Source organism: Rhizobium sp. NFR03, assembly GCF_900111275.1.
In the GTDB taxonomy this organism is placed as follows: Bacteria; Pseudomonadota; Alphaproteobacteria; order Rhizobiales; family Rhizobiaceae; genus Ferranicluibacter.
On record NZ_FOGR01000005.1, the window covers coordinates 263,303 to 282,170 of the forward strand.

The 18,868-nt window shown below is 63.5% G+C and carries 14 protein-coding genes; 13 read left to right on the forward strand and 1 reads right to left on the reverse strand.

Going from position 1 to position 18,868, the window contains the following annotated elements:
- Positions 1–68 precede the first annotated feature (68 nt).
- The 11 genes from pal (at position 69) to serA (ending at position 13,473) form a co-directional block, all read left to right on the forward strand.
- The gene (pal, locus tag BSG19_RS17565; protein WP_092930235.1) at positions 69–602 is read left to right on the forward strand and encodes a peptidoglycan-associated lipoprotein Pal; all 534 of its coding nucleotides are present in this window, start codon (positions 69–71) and stop codon (positions 600–602) included.
- 235 nt (positions 603–837) lie between these two features.
- Complete coding sequence (gene ybgF / locus BSG19_RS17570) at positions 838–1,878, forward strand: tol-pal system protein YbgF (RefSeq protein WP_092989319.1); 1,041 nt, start codon at positions 838–840, stop codon at positions 1,876–1,878.
- Positions 1,878–3,320 (forward strand): tRNA lysidine(34) synthetase TilS, encoded by a 1,443-nt coding sequence (tilS, locus tag BSG19_RS17575; RefSeq protein ID WP_092989320.1) that lies wholly within the window; start codon positions 1,878–1,880, stop codon positions 3,318–3,320. Before ybgF ends, tilS begins: the two co-directional genes overlap by 1 nt.
- A 106-nt stretch (positions 3,321–3,426) precedes the next feature.
- A complete protein-coding gene (ftsH, locus tag BSG19_RS17580; RefSeq protein WP_092989321.1) occupies positions 3,427–5,364 on the forward strand; it encodes an ATP-dependent zinc metalloprotease FtsH in 1,938 nt (645 codons plus the stop codon).
- An 888-nt stretch (positions 5,365–6,252) separates the two neighbouring features.
- Positions 6,253–7,605, forward strand: coding sequence for a phosphoglucosamine mutase (gene glmM, locus BSG19_RS17585; RefSeq protein ID WP_092989322.1), 1,353 nt, complete (start codon positions 6,253–6,255; stop codon positions 7,603–7,605).
- A 182-nt stretch (positions 7,606–7,787) separates the two neighbouring features.
- Positions 7,788–8,621: an outer membrane protein gene (locus BSG19_RS17590; RefSeq protein WP_092989323.1), complete on the forward strand. Its 834-nt coding sequence runs from the start codon at positions 7,788–7,790 to the stop codon at positions 8,619–8,621.
- A gap of 195 nt (positions 8,622–8,816) precedes the next feature.
- On the forward strand, positions 8,817–9,140 hold the full coding sequence (locus tag BSG19_RS17595) for a hypothetical protein (protein WP_092989324.1): 324 nt from the start codon (positions 8,817–8,819) through the stop codon (positions 9,138–9,140).
- A gap of 175 nt (positions 9,141–9,315) precedes the next feature.
- Positions 9,316–10,029, forward strand: coding sequence for an outer membrane protein (locus BSG19_RS17600; RefSeq protein WP_092989325.1), 714 nt, complete (start codon positions 9,316–9,318; stop codon positions 10,027–10,029).
- A 68-nt stretch (positions 10,030–10,097) separates the two neighbouring features.
- The gene (locus BSG19_RS17605; protein WP_092989326.1) at positions 10,098–10,409 is read left to right on the forward strand and encodes a hypothetical protein; all 312 of its coding nucleotides are present in this window, start codon (positions 10,098–10,100) and stop codon (positions 10,407–10,409) included.
- Positions 10,410–10,593: 184 nt separating this feature from the next.
- Positions 10,594–11,772, forward strand: coding sequence for a phosphoserine transaminase (locus BSG19_RS17610; RefSeq protein WP_092989327.1), 1,179 nt, complete (start codon positions 10,594–10,596; stop codon positions 11,770–11,772).
- Positions 11,773–11,877: 105 nt separating this feature from the next.
- Positions 11,878–13,473: a phosphoglycerate dehydrogenase gene (serA, locus tag BSG19_RS17615; RefSeq protein WP_092989328.1), complete on the forward strand. Its 1,596-nt coding sequence runs from the start codon at positions 11,878–11,880 to the stop codon at positions 13,471–13,473.
- A gap of 77 nt (positions 13,474–13,550) precedes the next feature.
- On the opposite strand, the gene BSG19_RS17620 is transcribed toward serA, so the two are convergent.
- Positions 13,551–14,441, reverse strand: coding sequence for a DMT family transporter (locus BSG19_RS17620; RefSeq protein WP_092989329.1), 891 nt, complete (start codon positions 14,439–14,441; stop codon positions 13,551–13,553).
- A 291-nt stretch (positions 14,442–14,732) separates the two neighbouring features.
- Between BSG19_RS17620 and BSG19_RS17625 the strand changes: the two genes are divergently transcribed.
- Together BSG19_RS17625 and BSG19_RS26135 are read left to right on the forward strand one after the other, a co-directional pair.
- Positions 14,733–16,031 (forward strand): adenylosuccinate synthase, encoded by a 1,299-nt coding sequence (locus tag BSG19_RS17625; protein WP_092989330.1) that lies wholly within the window; start codon positions 14,733–14,735, stop codon positions 16,029–16,031.
- A gap of 120 nt (positions 16,032–16,151) precedes the next feature.
- Positions 16,152–18,794: a hypothetical protein gene (locus BSG19_RS26135; protein WP_092989331.1), complete on the forward strand. Its 2,643-nt coding sequence runs from the start codon at positions 16,152–16,154 to the stop codon at positions 18,792–18,794.
- Positions 18,795–18,868 lie beyond the last annotated feature (74 nt).

An 18,868-nucleotide genomic window follows, 5' to 3' on the forward strand; every position in this document is an offset into this window, starting at 1 on the left:
CCGCTTACAGTTCGGCAACCCTGATATTGTTTACCCCCCGACCTTCGCTTACCCAAGGAGACCGGCTCATGAGCCGCATTCACGTCCCGGCCGCAGGCCGCCTTCAGTCCCTCGCGCGCAACCCTGTCGCGATCGCCCTGTTCATGTCGCTGGCCATTGCTGGCTGCGCCTCCAAGAAAAACAACATGCCGAACGACGCCGCCGGCCTCGGCCTTGGAGCCGGCTCTGCAACGCCGGGTTCGCAGCAGGACTTCACGGTCAACGTCGGCGACCGCATCTTCTTCGACACGGACAGCTCGTCCATCCGCGCCGATGCGCAGGCAACGCTGTCGCGTCAGGCACAGTGGCTCGCCAAGTACCCCAACTACCAGATCACCGTCGAAGGCCATGCCGACGAACGCGGCACACGCGAATACAACCTCGCGCTCGGCGCCCGCCGCGCTGCCGCTGCCAAGGAGTTCCTCGCGAGCCAGGGCGTTCCCGCCGGCCGCATGCGCACCATCTCCTACGGCAAGGAAAAGCCGGTCGCCGTTTGCGACGACATTTCCTGCTGGTCGCAGAACCGCCGCTCGGTCACCGTTCTCGGCGGCGGCAACATGTAAGTCTCGACCGATCGGGCTTGGCGGGCGCTCGGCCCGTCGCTCCGATCTTTCGACGACAGGTTTCGAAATGCAGAAGGCGGTCCGCAGGGGCCGCCTTTCTTTTTCGTCACACTTTGACCGAACTCCGTTGCTTTTTGCAGGCAATTGGAAAACTGTGCGGCGGTTGCAGTGCGGTAGAGGCGGGACTCCTTCGCTTCGGCCTGCGACATGATCGGTATCGAACGGGACACATGACATGAAGAACATTGTCGTGGCAGCCATGATCGGTCTTGGCGCCTTCGGGTCGCTGAGCCAGCCCGTGACTGCCATGCCGCTTTCCGGCTGGTTGGACAAAGCGTTCCACCGCAATGAGACGAAGCCTGCGCAACAGGCGCCGGTGCTGAAAGTGCAGGCCAGCGAGGCCGGGCGCATCGGGCAGCTCGAGGAAACGATCCGCTCCCTCAACGGGCGTATCGAGGAGATGAGCTTCCAGCTCCTGCAGATGCAGGAGCAGATCCGGAAGTTCCAGGAAGACAACGAACTGCGCTTCCAGGACATCGAAGGCGCCAAGCCTGCGGCTCCGCGCAAGAGCGGGGCGCTCGAAACCCCGCGCACCTCCGGCGAGGCCATGGCGACCACCGGTCGCACGGCACCGTCTGCAAACGTTACCGATCCCGGCGCAAGCACGGGATCGGAGACGGCCTCGGGTGTTCCCGGTGCCTCTGCCGGCGGTCTGCCGACGACGCTCGGCCAGATCATTCTCGACGACGCCGGCAACCCGATTGGCGCCAATGCCGACAGGCTCCCCGATCCCGACCCGGATCTCGGCGCTGTCGCCTCAACCGATCCGGGGACGCGCGCCGCGCCGGGCCTGAACGCCACGCCCGAGACCGAGCAGCAGACGGCGAGCCTCGACAATCCCGGCGATCTCTATCAGTCGGCCTATGGTCACGTGCTCTCCGGCGACTACAGTCAGGCGGAAAACGAGTTCCGCGACTATCTCGAAGCCTTCCCCAAGGGCGAGAAGGCGGCAGATGCAAGCTTCTGGATGGGCGAAGCGCAATATTCCCAAGGCAAGTTCAACGACAGCGCCAAGACGTTCCTGAATGCGCATCAGGCCTATTCCAAGTCGCCCAAGGCGCCGGAAATGCTGCTGAAGCTCGGCATGTCGCTGGCCGCGCTCGACAATAAGGAAACCGCCTGCGCGACGCTCCGCGAAGTCGGCAAGCGTTATCCCAAGGCTTCGCCAGCCGTAAAGGCCAAGGTCACGACCGAGCAGAGCCGCCTGTCCTGCTGATGCGGGCGCCGTCGCCGGCCCGGCCGAGCGCTGAAGGCGCGACCAGAAAGCCAAGCGCTGAAGGCGCGACCAGAGAACCGGGTCCTGACGGCGCGTCCGGAGAACCGCTCGCCGCCGCTCATGCCTTTCTCTCCCGCCTGCGCCGGCCGTCCACGGTGCTCGTCGCCGTCTCCGGCGGTAGCGATTCGGTCGGCCTCCTGCTGGCGCTTCATCGCGCTTCGACGACGTCCGGCGCCTCCCACCGCCTCGTGGCCTGCACCGTCGATCATGCGCTGCGCGCCGGTTCGGCGGCGGAAGCCGATGCGGTCTCGCGCCGCTGCAAGGCACTCGGCATTCCTCACACGGTCGCCCGCTGGTCGCATTCCGGCGTTCCCTCAGCTCTCCAGGCCTCGGCTCGCCTTGCCCGCTACCGGCTCCTGCGGGAGGCAGCGCAGAGTTTCGAGGCGGATCTGGTCGTCACCGGTCATTCCCGGGACGATCAGGTCGAGACCGTTGCCATGCGCGCTGCCCGCAGCCAAAACGCTCGTCCCGCCGGCGAGCCACCCCCGATCGGCCTTGCCGGAATGGCGGATGCCGTCCTCTTCGACCGTGCCCTCTGGATCTGCCGCCCCTTCCTGAGCGTTCGCAGGCAAGCCATCCGCGATGACCTCACATCCCTCGGTGAGGGTTGGATCGACGATCCGAGCAATGACGATCCCCGCTTCGAACGCGTCCGTTTTCGTCAGGCGGGTGCTGATATCGCAGGGCCGGAGGCCGGAGATGCCTCTCGCGACGCAACGTTACGCCGCGCAAAGGCCGATGCGGCTGTATCGCGGCTTCTTACGGATCACGTCCGCCTGCACGCCGCCACCGCAGCCGATATCGCACTTGCGGATCTCGATGTGGCGGACAGCGACGGGCAAAGGCTGCTTGCCGTGCTCGCTACGACCCTTGCCGGCAAGCCGCACGCCATGGGGCAGGAGACGGCTGCCCGCCTCTGTAAAGCCCTCGTCACGCGCATGCCGGGCGCATTCACGGCCGGCGGCTGCGTGTTCGAGCAGCGCGGCGGGCGGCTGTTCATCTATCGGGAGCGTCGCAATCTTCCGCCACCGACAACGGTGGAACCGGGGCAGGCGCTGATCTGGGACGGCCGCTTCAGGATCGAGAATCACGGTGCAACCGGCATAACGCTTCTGGCGGGCGCGGATCGTGATCTTGCCGGAAAGCTGATGGCGGGCGGCGTTCCCTCAGGCGTTGCCGGGCGTATCGCGCAGGCATTCCCCGGTGTTTCCTTTCCCGACGGCGCGACGGCCGATCCGAACACGTTTTCCCTCACACCTGTCATCGCCCCATACGACACCTTTTTGCCGCGTTTCGACCTGATGATTGCGCAAAGCATGGCTGCGCTCTTCAACCGCGCACCGTTTCCGACATGTCCGGTTGACGATATCTCGATGAAATGATCGGGCAAAGGGCGGTTTGCCTTGGCAAGGCCTGTCGCGAACCCTATGTTAGCGAAGAAATATGGGCCCCGGTCGCGGGGTGCCAGCACCGGTTCCGGGGAGTTCGATGAACCCTAATTTTCGTAATCTTGCCCTCTGGGCCATTATCGCTCTTTTGCTGATTGCGCTGTTCAGCATGTTTCAGCAGCCGTCGGAGCGTAGCGCCTCGCGGGAAGTTCCGTTTTCGCAGTTCCTGAAGGATGTCGATGGCAGCCGCGTCAAGGACGTCGTCATCACAGGCAACAAGGTGCTCGGCACCTACAACGAGAGCGGCGCGACGTTCCAGACCTATGCCCCGTCGATCGATACGGCGTTCACGGAACGGCTTGAAGCCAAGAACGTGACGGTCACCGTTCGTCCCGAGACGGATGGCTCCAATGGCTTCCTGAGCTTCATCGGCACGCTTCTCCCCATGCTGCTTATCCTCGGCGTCTGGCTGTTCTTCATGCGGCAGATGCAGGGCGGATCGCGCGGCGCGATGGGTTTCGGCAAGTCGAAGGCGAAGCTTCTCACCGAAGCGCATGGCCGCATCACGTTCGATGACGTTGCCGGCGTCGACGAAGCCAAGCAGGACCTTGAGGAAATCGTTGAATTCCTGCGCGATCCGCAGAAGTTCCAGCGCCTCGGCGGTCGTATTCCGCGCGGCGTGCTGCTCGTCGGGCCTCCCGGCACCGGTAAGACGCTTCTTGCCCGCTCCGTTGCCGGCGAAGCCAATGTGCCCTTCTTCACGATCTCCGGTTCGGATTTCGTCGAAATGTTCGTCGGCGTCGGCGCCAGCCGTGTCCGCGACATGTTCGAGCAGGCCAAGAAGAACGCGCCCTGCATCATCTTCATCGATGAAATCGACGCGGTCGGTCGTCATCGCGGTGCCGGTCTCGGCGGCGGTAATGACGAACGCGAGCAGACGCTGAACCAGCTTCTGGTCGAAATGGACGGCTTCGAGGCGAACGAGGGCATCATTCTCATCGCTGCCACCAACCGTCCCGACGTTCTCGACCCCGCGCTTTTGCGTCCGGGCCGTTTCGACCGCCAGGTCGTCGTGCCCAATCCCGATATCAACGGCCGCGAGCGTATCCTCAAGGTTCACGTCCGCAATGTGCCGCTCGCGCCGAATGTCGACCTGAAGATTCTTGCCCGCGGCACGCCCGGCTTCTCGGGTGCCGATCTGATGAATCTCGTCAACGAATCCGCCCTGATGGCCGCACGCCGCAACAAGCGCGTCGTCACCATGGCCGAGTTCGAAGACGCCAAGGACAAGATCATGATGGGTGCGGAACGCCGCAACTCCGCCATGACCGAGTCTGAAAAGAAGCTGACGGCCTACCACGAAGCCGGCCATGCCATCGTCGCGTTGAAGGTGCCCGCGGCCGATCCGCTGCACAAGGCGACCATCATTCCACGCGGCCGTGCGCTCGGCATGGTCATGCAGTTGCCGGAAGGCGACCGCTATTCGATGAGCTACAAGTGGATGGTCTCGCGCCTCGCCATCATGATGGGCGGTCGCGTTGCCGAGGAAATCACCTTCGGCAAGGAGAACATCACGTCCGGCGCGTCGTCCGATATCGAGCAGGCGACGAAGCTTGCCCGCGCCATGGTCACGCAATGGGGTTTCTCCGACCAACTCGGTCAGGTGTCCTACGGTGAAAACCAGCAGGAAGTCTTCCTCGGGCACTCCGTCTCGCAGTCGAAGAACGTTTCGGAAGCGACGGCCCAGAAGATCGACAACGAGGTTCGCCGTCTGATCGACGAAGCCTATGACGAAGCGCGCCGCATCATCACGGACATGAACTCCGAATTCGTGGCGGTGGCCGAAGGCCTGCTGGAGTACGAAACGCTGACTGGCGACGAAATCAAGGCCCTGATCCGCGGCGACAAGCCCGCTCGCGATCTGGGTGACGATTCGCCTCCGCACCGCGGATCGGCCGTTCCCTCGGCCGGCACCAAGAAGGATGGCACGACGCCCAAGGGCGAGGCGGAAGGTGGCCTCGAGCCGCAGCCGCAATAAGGCGGGGATAATTTGCACCGATCGAACCCTCCGGCTGATGCCGGAGGGTTTTTTGCATGAGGCGTCCTGAGCGCTATCCTTTGTCATGCTCGGGCTTGTCCAGAGTATGTGCAACACATTGATTTCATTGGCGTTAGCAGATGCCTGGTACAAGCCCGAGCACGACGTTTTACCAGCAGGAAACCTTTTCGGCCGTCCGAACCCGTCGCGCCACGTCAAAATCATTCCATTTTCTCAGATTTTTCCACTGTTGCTTTTCCCCGCGCCTTTTCCCTCCGCCATACTTGCCTCGTCCCGTTATCGGATACACCGGAAGGCGTTTCGGCGAGGCGGGGCCGGTGCCGGATGTGAGGAAACGACGCATGTCCTCCCATCCGGGCTCGTGAAAGGGCTGTCCGTCGTAGACCTCGAAAGGGCCTTCGGCGTGGCGATGTCATTGAAGAGGCGGCGACCGTTGAAACCGCGGTCGTCCTGTGAAACCCGGCAAGTCGCGCCGCGACTGCCGGACGCGCCATCGGGTCGAGCCGATGGAAGCCTCTGCAAGACAGCCGGCCTGCGGGAAAAACCACCGAACGAGGCGCTGGAAGATGTCATCTTCCACCATCTACCCCACGCGGCAGCTTCCAGCGCCCGTCCGACCTTGCCCTTCATCACCACGGCGCTTTTGCGTGCGTGGTTATCGGTGCGTTTCCTGCCGATATCGGTAATCTTACGAAGGTAACGGCGTGTAATCATTTCTGATGGCCGCAAGGATGCCGTTTTGCGCTTGTCTGTGGCAAAAGCACGATGAAGCACCGTGCGTGCGATGAAGACAGGGGCGTCCGGCCCGGCCTCGCGTTAGGGCAGACGGCCAGCAAAAGACGGCCGGGACGATAGGATGGAGCGATCATGAAGCGCAGATATTTCGGCACCGACGGCATTCGCGGGCAGTCCAACATTTTCCCGATGACGCCCGATCTCGCCATGCGGGTCGGTATCGCCGTCGGCACCATCTTTCGCCGCGGCGCGCATCGCCACCGGGTTGTCATCGGCAAGGACACCCGTCTTTCCGGCTATATGCTTGAGAACGCCATGGTCGCGGGTTTCACGGCGGCCGGCGTCGATGCCTTCGTCCTCGGCCCCATCCCCACGCCGGCCGTCGCCATGCTGACGCGGTCTCTGCGCGCGGATATCGGCGTTATGATCTCGGCCTCGCACAATCCCTTCGAGGATAACGGCATCAAGCTGTTCGGTCCCGATGGCTACAAACTGTCGGATGATATCGAGAGCCAGATCGAGGATCTGCTCGATCAGGACCTGTCGATGCAGCTCGCCCGCAGCAACGAGATCGGCCGTGCGAAGCGCATCGATGGCGTGCATGACCGTTATATCGAACATGCCAAACGCACGCTGCCGCGCGATGTCACGCTGAAGGGCCTGCGCATCGCCATCGATTGCGCAAACGGTGCAGCCTACAAGGTCGCGCCGGCCGCCCTGTGGGAGCTCGGCGCCGACGTGGTGACGATCGGCACCGAGCCGAACGGAACGAACATCAATCTGGATTGCGGCTCCACCAGCCCGGCGGCGCTATCGAAGAAGGTGCACGAGGTGCGGGCCGACATCGGCATCGCGCTCGATGGCGACGCGGACCGCGTCCTGATCGTCGACGAGAAGGGGACCATCATCGACGGCGACCAGCTGATGGCCGTGATTGCCGATAGCTGGGCGGCCGAAGGCACCCTGCGTGGTGGCGGCATCGTTGCCACTGTCATGTCCAATCTCGGGCTGGAGCGTTACCTCCAGAGCCGCAAGCTTTCGCTCCAGCGCACGAAGGTCGGCGACCGCTATGTGGTCGAACACATGCGTGAGAAAGGCTTCAACATCGGCGGCGAGCAGTCGGGCCATATCGTGCTCTCGGATTTCGGCACGACGGGCGATGGTCTCGTTGCCGCTCTTCAGGTGCTCTCCAGCGTCAAGCGGCTCGGCAAGCCTGTCAGCGAGGTCTGCCACAAGTTCACGCCGGTTCCGCAGGTTTTGAAGAATGTGCGTGTTTCCGCCGGCAAGCCGCTCGAGGACAATGCTGTGCTTCAGGCGATTGCGGATGCGGAAGCCGCGCTTTCGAAGAACGGCCGTCTGCTCATCCGCCCCTCCGGCACCGAGCCGCTGATCCGCGTGATGGCGGAAGGCGACGACCGCGGCCAGGTCGAGCGGATCGTCGATGAACTCGTTTCCGTCATCGGCTCCGCTCGCCACGCAGCATGAGTTCTTTAATACTTACCCGTGGAAACAATGGACCCGGCCTCGTGCCGGGTTTCTTATTTCGAAACACGGTGAATTTTCTTGGTTAAACGACCTTTAACCAATCTCCTTCATGATGCTTTCCAACAGGACGGTCGGGCTGCACGACAAAGGTGGGCTGACACAACATCGTAATGGAGTGAGCCATGAAGACTATCGTCATCGGCGTTGTGGCAGCTATGCTGACCGGCACCGCCGCCTTTGCCGCCGACATCTACCAGCCGCCGCTCGAACCCGTCGTCGAAGCTGCTCCCGTCGAGGTCAGCGCCGCCAGCGGCTGGTACCTGCGCGGCGATGTCGGCTATGCCTTCACCAAGCTTCGCGGCGCGAAATTCTACCAAGGCTCCAACTCCTACGAGCGCGATTTCGATAGCTACGATCTCGACAACAGCTGGACCGGCGGCGTCGGCGTGGGTTACCAGATCACCAATCATCTGCGCACGGACGTTACGCTCGACTATCTCGGCAAGTCCGACTTCAAGGGCTCGACCTCCGGCAGCTGCGGCGTCGCCGAATTCTGCACATCGCGCGATATATCCTCGATGACCGCCTGGAGCCTGATGGCCAACGCCTATGTGGATATCGGCACGTACGGCGTCTTCACGCCTTACGTCGGCGCAGGCATCGGCGGCACGCAGGTGCGCTGGGACAAGCTGAAGAACACCAGCTGCGAAACCGGCAATCCGGATAATTGCGACGGTGAATTCGAGCATGGCGGCAAGCGCAAGTGGCGCTTCACCTATGGCCTGATGGCAGGTACGGCGATCGACATCACCTGTAACCTGCAGGCCGACGTCGGCTATCGCTTCCGCCAGATCGTCGGCGGCGACATGTTCGGTTACAAGGAAAGCGGTGGCCCGGGTCGCGACAAGGGCGTCTACGTCCACGAAGCACGCGCCGGTCTTCGCTACTCCTTCGGCGGCTGCGAACAGGCCGCCTATGTCCCCGAGTACCCGGTCGAACAGCCGGTCTACAAGTAATCCATTCTCCCTCCTCGCTTCCGGAAAGCCGCCCCGAAAGGGCGGCTTTCGTGCTTTTTCGGCACAGGGCAGTCGCGCCGTGAATGGACGGTATTAACCAGCATGGCGGGCGTAGCCGACGGTTGCTTGTTCCCTCCGCGTCGCGGGTTAGGGTCGATACCGGATGATTCGATGAAAACTTGACGGGATGCGACGATGGACAGACACTTCTGGCGGATCACCGGCCATGCCGGCATGGACCAGATCTTCGAGCGCATCGTGCCCGTGGACAGCTTGCCGGAGGCCGCCGTGCGCCTGCTTCTCCAGTGCCTGCTTGCCCGCGAGGTGGATATCAACCAGCTGATAGACGGTTTCGGCCTGGCCAGTACGGAGGGTGCCGGTCCGCTCGACGTGGTGATGGAGCCCGGTCCGCCGCTGCAGTACCGGCTTGCCGGCGCGGACGTCGTTTTCGAGGCAAGCGTGATGACGGAACGCCCGCCGCAGTTCCGCCCCGGCTTCAGCTCCGGCCTTGCCGCCTGAGAGGGGCTCGCCTGTTAACGCACCATTAACCATACCGGCCCAAAGGTTAACGCCTGTACATCAGTCGCCCGCATGATTCGCCGGGAGGCTGCGACACCGGGCAATCGAGGGCTCCATGACGCGTCTTTCACCATCGGCTACCAAGGCACCATCGGCGTGGAGCTCTCTTGCCGGCATGGCGTGTGCCATGCTCGGTGCGGGTTTCGGTCTGTCGGCGGCGCAGGCCGAAGACGTCCCGCTCTCGGCACCCGAGGTCACAATCGCGACAGACAGCGTCACTACCGGTCTCTACCTGCGTGGCGATCTCGGCTACACGGCGTTTCGCGATGACGGTGCGCCCGATCTTTCGGACGGTGGCGCCCGCCGCGGCTTTGACGACGATCGTTTCGACCGTCCCGTTTCCGGCACGCTCGGTCTCGGCTACCGGCTGACCGACATTCTGCGCGCCGACATCACAGCCGATCTCTTCGATGGCCGTTTCGAAGGTACGAACGACACCGCTGGTGTCGCGGCCCGCTACAGAGCGGACCTGCGCGGCGTCGGCATCATGGCCAATGGCTATGTCGATCTGGCAACCGTCGCCGGCTTCACGCCCTATCTCGGCGCCGGCATCGGCGCGACCTATGTCGATTGGCAGGACGTCACCGCGCGTACCGGCTCGGCCGCGATTGGCGGTGCCCCTTATGAAGGCGACGACAGCTGGCGCTTTACCTATGCTCTCATGGCAGGTGCGTCCTACGACCTCACGGAGCGGCTGAAACTCGATGTCAGCTACCGCTACTCCGACATCGCGAGCGGCGATATGTTCGCCCGCTCCGGCGAGAAGGCCCGCGACGACGGCCTTTCTCGCCACGAAATCCGTGCCGGTCTGCGTTTTTCGCTGTACTAGCCTGACCGACGCGCAACGAGGAACCTTGTTGCGGTCCGCAGGTTCTGGCTCCAGCAAAGGAGCCTGCCATGACCGACATCGGAAACCCCATTCCCCGCGGTACGATCGATACCGACGCGCCCCTCGTGGATGAAGCGCTTGCCGCGAAGGAAGACCAATCCTCCAGCGACGCCGCAGATACGGTGGCCGCGCTCAAGGCGGAAATCGAAACGCTTCGCACGCGCATCTCCGACCACCGTTCGGACGCCGCGGCGAAGGTCCGCTCAACAGTCCGCGACCGTCCGCTCGTCAGCTTGGCGGCGGCCGTTCTCGTCGGCTACGGCATCGCTCTCGTCCTTCACGGTGGCCACTCGACGGGCATCCGGCACCGTTCGCGGTAAGCTTGCGCGCTGGGGTTTCCGCACGCTCTTCGACCGGACGGAGAGCCGTCGCAGCCCCGCGCCGGAGGCTGGCCGGAGGTCGTGACACGGAGTTTTCACTTGTGTTCCATGAGCAGTTTCTATAATCACGGCGGCAGGACACGCCTCCCTAACGAGGCGCTTTCTATCTGGAAGGATAGCCACCATGAATACGACTGCGACACCGGATTTGCGTCCGGAGAACACCCATTTTTCGTCTGGACCTTGCTCCAAGCGCCCCGGTTGGTCGCTGGAAGCTCTCTCCGATGCACCGCTCGGCCGGTCGCATCGCGCCAAGGTCGGCAAAGCCAAGCTCAAGCAAGCCATCGATCTGACCCGCGAGGTCCTGAACGTGCCGGCGGATTACCGCATCGGCATCGTGCCTGCATCGGATACCGGCGCCGTGGAAATGGCGATGTGGTCGCTGCTGGGCGAGCGCGGTGTCGATATGGTCGCTTGGGAAAGCTTCGGTTCCGGCTGGGTTTCGGATGTCGTGAAGGAGCTGAAGCTCGCCGACGCCCGCAAGATCACCGCCGACTATGGCAAGCTGCCGGATCTCTCCACGATCGATTTCAACCGTGACGTCGTCTTCACCTGGAACGGCACCACGTCGGGCGTTCGCGTTCCCAACGCCGATTTCATTCCCGCCGACCGTCAGGGCCTGACGATCTGCGATGCGACCTCCGGCGCCTTTGCGCAGGATCTCGACTTCTCCAAGCTCGACGTCGTCACCTTCTCCTGGCAGAAGGTGCTGGGCGGAGAGGGCGGTCATGGCGTACTCATCCTGTCCCCGCGCGCCGTTGCGCGGCTGGAAAGCTACACCCCGGCCTGGCCGCTGCCGAAAATCTTCCGCATGACCAAGGGCGGCAAGATCATCGAGGGCATCTTCCAGGGCGAGACGATCAACACGCCGTCCATGCTCTGCGTCGAGGATTACATCGATGCTTTGCAGTGGGCGAAGTCGCTCGGCGGTCTGCACGCGCTGATGGCGCGGGCGGATGCCAATGCGCAGGTGATTTTCGATTATGTCGAAAAGACCGACTGGATCGCCAATCTCGCCGAGGTTGCCGAGACCCGTTCGAACACGTCCGTCTGCCTGAAGATCGTCGATGCCGACGTGACGGCGCTTGCGCCCGACCAGCAGGAAGCCTTTGCCAAGGGCATGGTCGCTCTGCTCGAAAAGCAGGGTGTCGCCCATGATATCGGCGCTTACCGCGATGCCCCCTCCGGTTTCCGCATCTGGGCCGGCGCGACCATCGACACGGCGGATCTGAAGGCGCTGATGCCTTGGTTCGATTGGGCGTTCGCGACCCAGAAGGCCGCGCAGATCAAGGCCGCCGCCTGAAGCTGGCTTGAGCAGGGCCGCGCCATGCCGCGCGGTCCTTGCTGAATCCGCCACGCATCACATCCCGCTTCTTTTCAAGACGTTTCTCATCAGTGGAGGCCTCTCATGGCACCTCGCGTTCTCGTATCCGACGAACTGTCTGAAACCGCCGTCCAGATCTTTCGCGATCGCGGCGTCGATGTCGATTTCCAGCCGCAGCTCGGCAAGGACAAGGAAAAGCTGGCCGAAATCATCGGCAATTACGATGGCCTCGCCATCCGCTCCGCCACGAAGGCGACGGAAAAGCTGATCGCGGCCGCGACCAATCTGAAGGTCATCGGCCGCGCCGGTATCGGTGTCGATAATGTCGATATCCCCGCTGCTTCGCGCCGCGGTATCATCGTCATGAACACGCCGTTCGGCAACTCCATCACCACGGCCGAACATGCCATCGCGCTGATGTTTGCGGTTGCCCGCCAGCTGCCCGCCGCCGACACGTCGACGCAGGCCGGCAAGTGGGAAAAGTCCAAGTTCATGGGCGTGGAGATCACCGGCAAGACGCTCGGTGTCATCGGCGCCGGGAATATCGGCTCCATCGTCATCTCCCGTGGCATCGGCCTCAAGATGCAGGTCATCGCGTATGATCCCTTCCTGTCCAGGGAACGCGCCGAGGAAATGGGCGTCACGAAGGTCGAGCTGGACGAACTGCTCGCACGCGCCGACTTCATCACCCTGCACGTGCCGATGACCGACAAGACGCGTGGCATCCTGAATGCCGAAGCCATCGCCAAGACCAAGCCCGGCGTGCGCATCATCAACTGCGCCCGTGGCGGCCTGGTAGACGAGGCAGCCCTTGCCGAAGCCATCAAGTCCGGCCATGTCGCTGGTGCCGGCTTTGACGTCTTCGAAACCGAGCCTGCCAAGGAAAGCCCGCTGTTCGGCCTGCCGAACGTCGTCTGCACCCCGCATCTGGGGGCCGCCACCACGGAAGCGCAGGAAAACGTCGCCCTTCAGGTCGCCGAGCAGATGTCGGATTATCTGGTCAAGGGTGCTGTTTCCAACGCGATCAACATGCCCTCGATCACGGCCGAGGAAGCCCCGATCCTGAAGCCGTTCATCCGGCTTGCGGAAGTGCTCGGCGCCTTCGTCGGTCAGGTCACGGAAAGCGCGATCAAGGAAATCGAGATCCTCTATGACGGCTCGACAGCCGCCATGAACACTAAGGCACTGACGAGCGCGGCGCTTGCCGGCCTCATCCGCAGCCAGGTTTCCGACGTCAACATGGTTTCCGCGCCGATCATGATCAAGGAAAAGGGCGTCATTCTGTCCGAGGTCAAGCGTGACAAGACCGGCGTGTTCGACGGCTACATCAAGCTGACGGTAACGACGGAAAACCAGGCGCGTTCGGTCGCCGGCACGGTGTTCTCGGATGGCAAGCCACGCTTCATCCAGATCAAGGACATCAACCTCGATGCCGACGTCGGCAGCCACATGGTCTACATCACCAATACCGACGTTCCCGGCATGATCGGCTTCATCGGCAAGACCTTCGGCGATGCCGGCGTCAACATCGCTAACTTCCAGCTCGGCCGCAAGGATGCCGGTTCGGACGCCATCGCGCTGCTCTACGTCGACGGCCCGGTGCCTGAGAGCCTCCTGAAAACGCTGACCGACAACCCGGCCATCCGCCAGGCAAAGCCGCTGGTCTTCAACGTCGACTAAGCGAACACGTTCAAACGTGAAGCACCGATAGCGCGTCGGACCTCCCAGGGTCCGGCGCGTTTTTCATGTCGGATGTTTCAACCAGCCGCCTTCGGTCGACCCTTTTCCGCCACCGCAATGCCGACGAGCGCGAGAAGAAGGGCAATAATATGGAAGGTGTGAAGGGTTTCGCCGATAAGCGCGATCGACAGGAGCGTGCCGAAAATGGGGATGAGGTTGATGAACAGCCCGGCGCGGTTGGGGCCGATCAGCTCCACACCGCGCACATAGAGGATCTGCGATAAAAACGAGGGGAAGATGCCGGCATAGGCGACGATGATCCAGCCCGTCATATCCGGCCAGATCATCGCACCGGACGTGTTTTCCCAGATCATCAGGGGTATGCTGCTCAGAAGCGCCGCGAAGGCGGAAACGGCGATCAGGCTTTTCCAGTGGATGCCCGGCTTGTAGCGCAGCGACACGGTGTAGCCCGCATAGACGAGAACGGCGAACATCATCAGCGCATCGCCGCGATTGAGATCGAGCGAGAGCAAGGTCGAGAGGTCGCCATGTGATGTGGTCAGCGCCACGGCGAAGAGGGTGAGCACGAAGCCGAACCATTGGGCGAGGGAGACACCGGTGCGAAACAGCACGAAGTTCATGGCGAAGATCACCATGGGGATCGCGGCCTGTTCGATCACGGCGTTGATGGCGCTGGTATATTGAAGGGCGGAATAGAGCGAGGCATTGAAGGCGGTAAAGCCGACGGCACCGTAGCTGAACAGCAGAAGCCAGTGACGGCGGATCAGGGGCCAGTCCTTGCGGACCTGCGGCACGGCGATGGCCATCAGCAGCGTGCACGCGATGACCCAGCGCATCCCCGTCAGGAGCATCGGGCTGACATGGCCGACGGCGATCTTGCCCGCCACGGAGTTGCCACCCCAGATGAAGGTGGTGAGCGCAAGGATCAGATAGGCCTGGATGTTCAAGCTGAAATTCCGTCTCGGGCAAGAGAAGCGAGGGGTTCATGACGCGTGCTCTGCGGTGCATATCGCGTAAAGAGGCGTGTTGCCATGCAAAAAGCCCTGAATCCCGGGCGAACGGAATAGCTTTTGAAAAAACAAGACAGTATAGATGCGCGGGTTTGCAGCCCCGGATGACGGGTGGATGCAGCACCATGGGTCGGTGCGGGATGCCTTTGCCGGACGAGGCAGGGCGGTCGCATGCAGTGCGAAGATGAGCGCGGATGAAAACGTGCGCTTGCAGACAGGAAAAACGAAATGACGAATGTCGTGGTTGTCGGATCGCAATGGGGGGACGAGGGCAAGGGCAAGATCGTCGACTGGCTCTCCGAACGCGCCGATGTCGTCGTCCGCTTCCAGGGTGGGCATAATGCCGGCCACACGCTCGTCATCGACGGAACCAGCTACAAACTGTCGCTGCTGCCCTCCGGCGTCGTTCGCCCGGGCAAGCTTGCCGTCATCGGCAATGGCGTCGTCATCGACCCGCATGCGCTGATCGCCGAGATCGAGAAGCTGGACGGGCAGGGCGTCACGATCACGCCGGAAAACCTGCGCATCGCCGACAATGCGACGCTCATCCTGTCGCTCCACCGCGAGCTGGACGGCATCCGCGAGGATGCAGCTTCCAACAGCGGCACCAAGATCGGCACCACGCGCCGCGGTATCGGCCCGGCTTACGAGGACAAGGTCGGTCGCCGCGCCATCCGCGTCATGGATCTTGCCGATCTCTCGACGCTGCCGGCCAAGGTCGATCGTCTGCTGACCCATCACAATGCCTTGCGTCGCGGCCTGAACGAAGCCGAGGTCAGCCATTCTGCGATCATGGACGAGCTATCCTCGATTGCCGCCCGCGTTCTGCCCTTCATGGATACCGTCTGGCTGCTGCTCGACCGACTGCGCCGCAAGGGTGCGCGCATCCTGTTCGAAGGCGCGCAGGGCACGCTTCTCGATATCGACCACGGCACCTATCCTTTCGTGACCTCGTCCAACACCGTTGCCGGTCAGGCCGCTGCCGGTTCGGGCATGGGGCCGGGCTCGCTCGGTTATATCCTCGGGATCACCAAGGCTTACACGACCCGCGTCGGCGAAGGCCCGTTTCCGACAGAGCTGCACGACGAGATCGGGCAGTTTCTCGGCGAGAAGGGCCATGAATTCGGCACCGTCACCGGGCGCAAGCGCCGCTGCGGCTGGTTCGATGCGGCCCTCGTGCGCCAGTCAGTCGCAACGAACGGCATCACCGGCATCGCGCTGACGAAGCTGGACGTGCTGGATGGCCTGAAGGAGCTGAAGATCTGCGTGGGCTATACGCTCGACGGCGTCGAGATCGATCATCTGCCGGCCAGCCAGGCCAGTCAGGCCCGGGTCGAGCCGGTTTATGTCACGCTGGAAGGCTGGCAGGAGTCGACAGTGGGTGCGCGCAGCTGGGCCGATCTGCCGGCCCAGGCCATCAAATATGTTCGACAGGTCGAAGAGTTGATCGGTGCGCCCGTTGCTCTCCTGTCTACAAGTCCCGAGCGTGACGACACGATACTTGTTACCGATCCGTTTGAGGACTAGGTTAACAGACCGGTGACGGGTGATGGAAAAGGCTTAAGGCGCGGGTTTTGCACAGATCCCGCGCTTGCGCTGTATTGAGTATCGGCCTAATCACCCCGAAGGGTTAAAAGAAAGTTTTCGATGGCGGATTTTGTAGCAGTTATTCGCAGGACCGTGGACGGCTTGTCCGACAACAGTCCGGAGATGCGTTCCAGGGTTTACGAAAAGGCCCGGGGCGCTGTCCGTCGCCAGCTTGAAAGCATGAAGCCTCGTCCATCCGACGAGATGATCGACCGCCAGATGGGCAAGCTCGAAGCTGCCATCACGGAGGTGGAGGCGAGCCACGCGCCATCGTCCGTTGCGGAAGCACCTGCCGAGGAGGCGCTGCCTGCTGTCGTTGCCGCAGCCGCTGTCGCTCCGGCGGTCGTTGCCGCTGAAGATGTTCCGGCCGAGCCGGAGCCTGCCACCGTCGCTTTCGAGCAGCAGCCCGTTCCCTATGATGTGACCCATGTCGCGCCGGACCAAAGCGTCGAGGCAGCACCCGATATCCCGGAGCCTGAGCCTGAAGCTGAGCGCCATCCGGAGCCGGAACGCGAGCCAGAACCGGAGCCGGAGCCGGTTTACGAAGAACCCGCTCCCCTGCCTGTTTATGCCGATGAGCCCGAGCCGGTTGCCTATGCGCCGCCGGAGTCTGTGCCAGAGCCCGAAGCTCAGCCCGAGGATCAGCCGGAGCCCCTTTACGAGCCCGAGCCCGAGGAGCGCGTTGATCCTTCGTTCGACCCACCCGCCGAGCCGGCGTCCGATCGGGATGCGCTGGACGCGGCAGACGTGCTGGCCGAAGAATATGCGCAGATGCACGAGCCTTCGTCGCACGCGTGGGAGCCCGTCGATGAGAACGACACGGTAGCGCTCGAAGAGCCTGCGACCGTGGAAGCTGAGAGCGTCGAGCCCTGGACCGAAGCCGCAGAGGGCGCAGCGCAGGACCGGGTCGAGCCTGAGGCCCCGGAGCCTGCCGAGCCCGCGTCGATCGAGCCCGACTATAACGAACCGGAACAGGCCTCTGCCGAGCCTGCGGTCTACGAGACGGCCCCCGTGCTGGTGCCGATCGAGCCCGAGCGCGATGTCAGCGCGATGCCGGCGGCGAGCTGGGATCTGCCCGAGTGGAACGATGCGCCGGCCGAGTTGCCCGTTGCGCCGGTCGCCGCGCATGTCGAGCCTGTCTGGACGGAAAGCGTCGAGACGCATTCCACCGAACACGCCGCGGATCACGATTCCGGCTGGGCTGATGTACCGGTTGCCCATGATGATCACAATTATGTCGCCGACCCGGCATCCGTGGTCCTTCCCCCCGTTTCCGGCGGCCTGACGCCGGAGGGCGAGCCGTCGCATTCGTGGGCGCTCGACGAGACGGACCCTTTCCAGCAGGACGTTCGCCCGGAGGGTATCGAGCCTGCCGTGTCGGACTGGTCCTGGCCGGTCGATCGTACGAACGAGACCGAACAGGCCGAGGCAGGCGCCGAGCCGCCGCCGCCGCAGAACTGGGACGAGATCGACAGCCTGCTGGCTGCCGGCGGCGTTGCGGCTGCGGCCCAGAGCCGTCCTCCACTGGATCCAGCAGAGGCTCCTCCCGCACCGCGTCGCCCGGCGTCCTATCGCGCCGAGCCGCGCAAGTCGGCCTTCAGCATCAAGCGGATCGCCACCGTACTCGTTCTCCTGCTCGTCTTCGGCGGCGGGGGCTATGCCTACTGGACAAACCGCGATGCCGTGAATGGCTGGGTTTCCGGGACGATTGCCTCCCTGAACACGGCGCCGCCGACAGCCAATAATGGCGGGACATCGGCGACGGGCAGCGGCGGCGCGGCGTCCGGCACCGCAGCAAGCGGCAATGCGACGACCGATGTGGCGTCTGCCGCGCCGAGCAACAAGTTTACCCAGCGCCTCCAGACGGATGGCACGGAAGTCGACGAAGGCGCGGCCCAGCCGCCGGCCGGCGCCAGCGCCGCGCAGGAAGGCAAATCCGTCGCCGCCCAGACAGAGGCAAGCAGACCGGTCGATACGGCCGATGCCGGGGCAACGGTAACGCCGCCCGTAGCCGATCCGGCGGCTGCGACGCCCGCAACGACGACGCCCGCTCCGACGACCCCGGGCGCCGATGCCGCGCCCGCAGCGAATCCGCCGGTCAGCCCGACGCCGGCACCCAACGAAGCCACGACCCAGATGCCAGCCGGCGCGCAGAAAATGTTCCTCTACGAGGAGCGCCTCGGCCAGACGGCTCCAACCGCGATCGAGGGCGGCGTCGCGTGGTCGCTGAAGGAAGAAGCGCCGGAAGCGGGGCAGCGTCCGGAACCGGTCATTCAGGCGCAGATTACAGTCCCGGATCGCGGACTGACCGCCCTGATGACGATCAAGCGCAACACTGACACGTCCTTGCCGGCCAGCCACACGATCGAGTTCGTGTTCTCGCTCCCGGAGAATTTCGAGGGCGGCAGCATCGACAGCGTCCAGCGCGTGGCTCTGAAGCGCAACGAGCAGGATCGCGGCGACCCGTTGATCGCAGTGCCTGCAAAGATCACCGACGACTTCCACATGATCGCGCTCAACGATTTCCCGGAAGCCGTAACGACCAATCTCGATCTTCTGCGGACGCGCTCGTGGATCGACATTCCCCTGACCTATCGCAACGGCCGCCGTGCGCTGCTGACGCTGGAAAAGGGTGCGGCCGGCAATGAAGCGTTCACCCAGGCGCTGGCTGCATGGAGCCAGGCACGTCCGGCTGGCAACTGACCGGCTGGCAATTTACCGGCGCGAACGTCCGGGGCCGCGTTGCCGTCCCGGGCGCCCGAGCATCTCGCCGGAAG

Coding starts and splice junctions, on each gene's coding strand:
- pal (WP_092930235.1), top strand. CDS start 69: ATGAGCCGCATTCACGTCCCGGCCGCAGGCCGCCTTCAGTCCCTCGCG.
- ybgF (WP_092989319.1), top strand. CDS start 838: ATGAAGAACATTGTCGTGGCAGCCATGATCGGTCTTGGCGCCTTCGGG.
- tilS (WP_092989320.1), top strand. CDS start 1,878: ATGCGGGCGCCGTCGCCGGCCCGGCCGAGCGCTGAAGGCGCGACCAGA.
- ftsH (WP_092989321.1), top strand. CDS start 3,427: ATGAACCCTAATTTTCGTAATCTTGCCCTCTGGGCCATTATCGCTCTT.
- glmM (WP_092989322.1), top strand. CDS start 6,253: ATGAAGCGCAGATATTTCGGCACCGACGGCATTCGCGGGCAGTCCAAC.
- BSG19_RS17590 (WP_092989323.1), top strand. CDS start 7,788: ATGAAGACTATCGTCATCGGCGTTGTGGCAGCTATGCTGACCGGCACC.
- BSG19_RS17595 (WP_092989324.1), top strand. CDS start 8,817: ATGGACAGACACTTCTGGCGGATCACCGGCCATGCCGGCATGGACCAG.
- BSG19_RS17600 (WP_092989325.1), top strand. CDS start 9,316: ATGGCGTGTGCCATGCTCGGTGCGGGTTTCGGTCTGTCGGCGGCGCAG.
- BSG19_RS17605 (WP_092989326.1), top strand. CDS start 10,098: ATGACCGACATCGGAAACCCCATTCCCCGCGGTACGATCGATACCGAC.
- BSG19_RS17610 (WP_092989327.1), top strand. CDS start 10,594: ATGAATACGACTGCGACACCGGATTTGCGTCCGGAGAACACCCATTTT.
- serA (WP_092989328.1), top strand. CDS start 11,878: ATGGCACCTCGCGTTCTCGTATCCGACGAACTGTCTGAAACCGCCGTC.
- BSG19_RS17625 (WP_092989330.1), top strand. CDS start 14,733: ATGACGAATGTCGTGGTTGTCGGATCGCAATGGGGGGACGAGGGCAAG.
- BSG19_RS26135 (WP_092989331.1), top strand. CDS start 16,152: ATGGCGGATTTTGTAGCAGTTATTCGCAGGACCGTGGACGGCTTGTCC.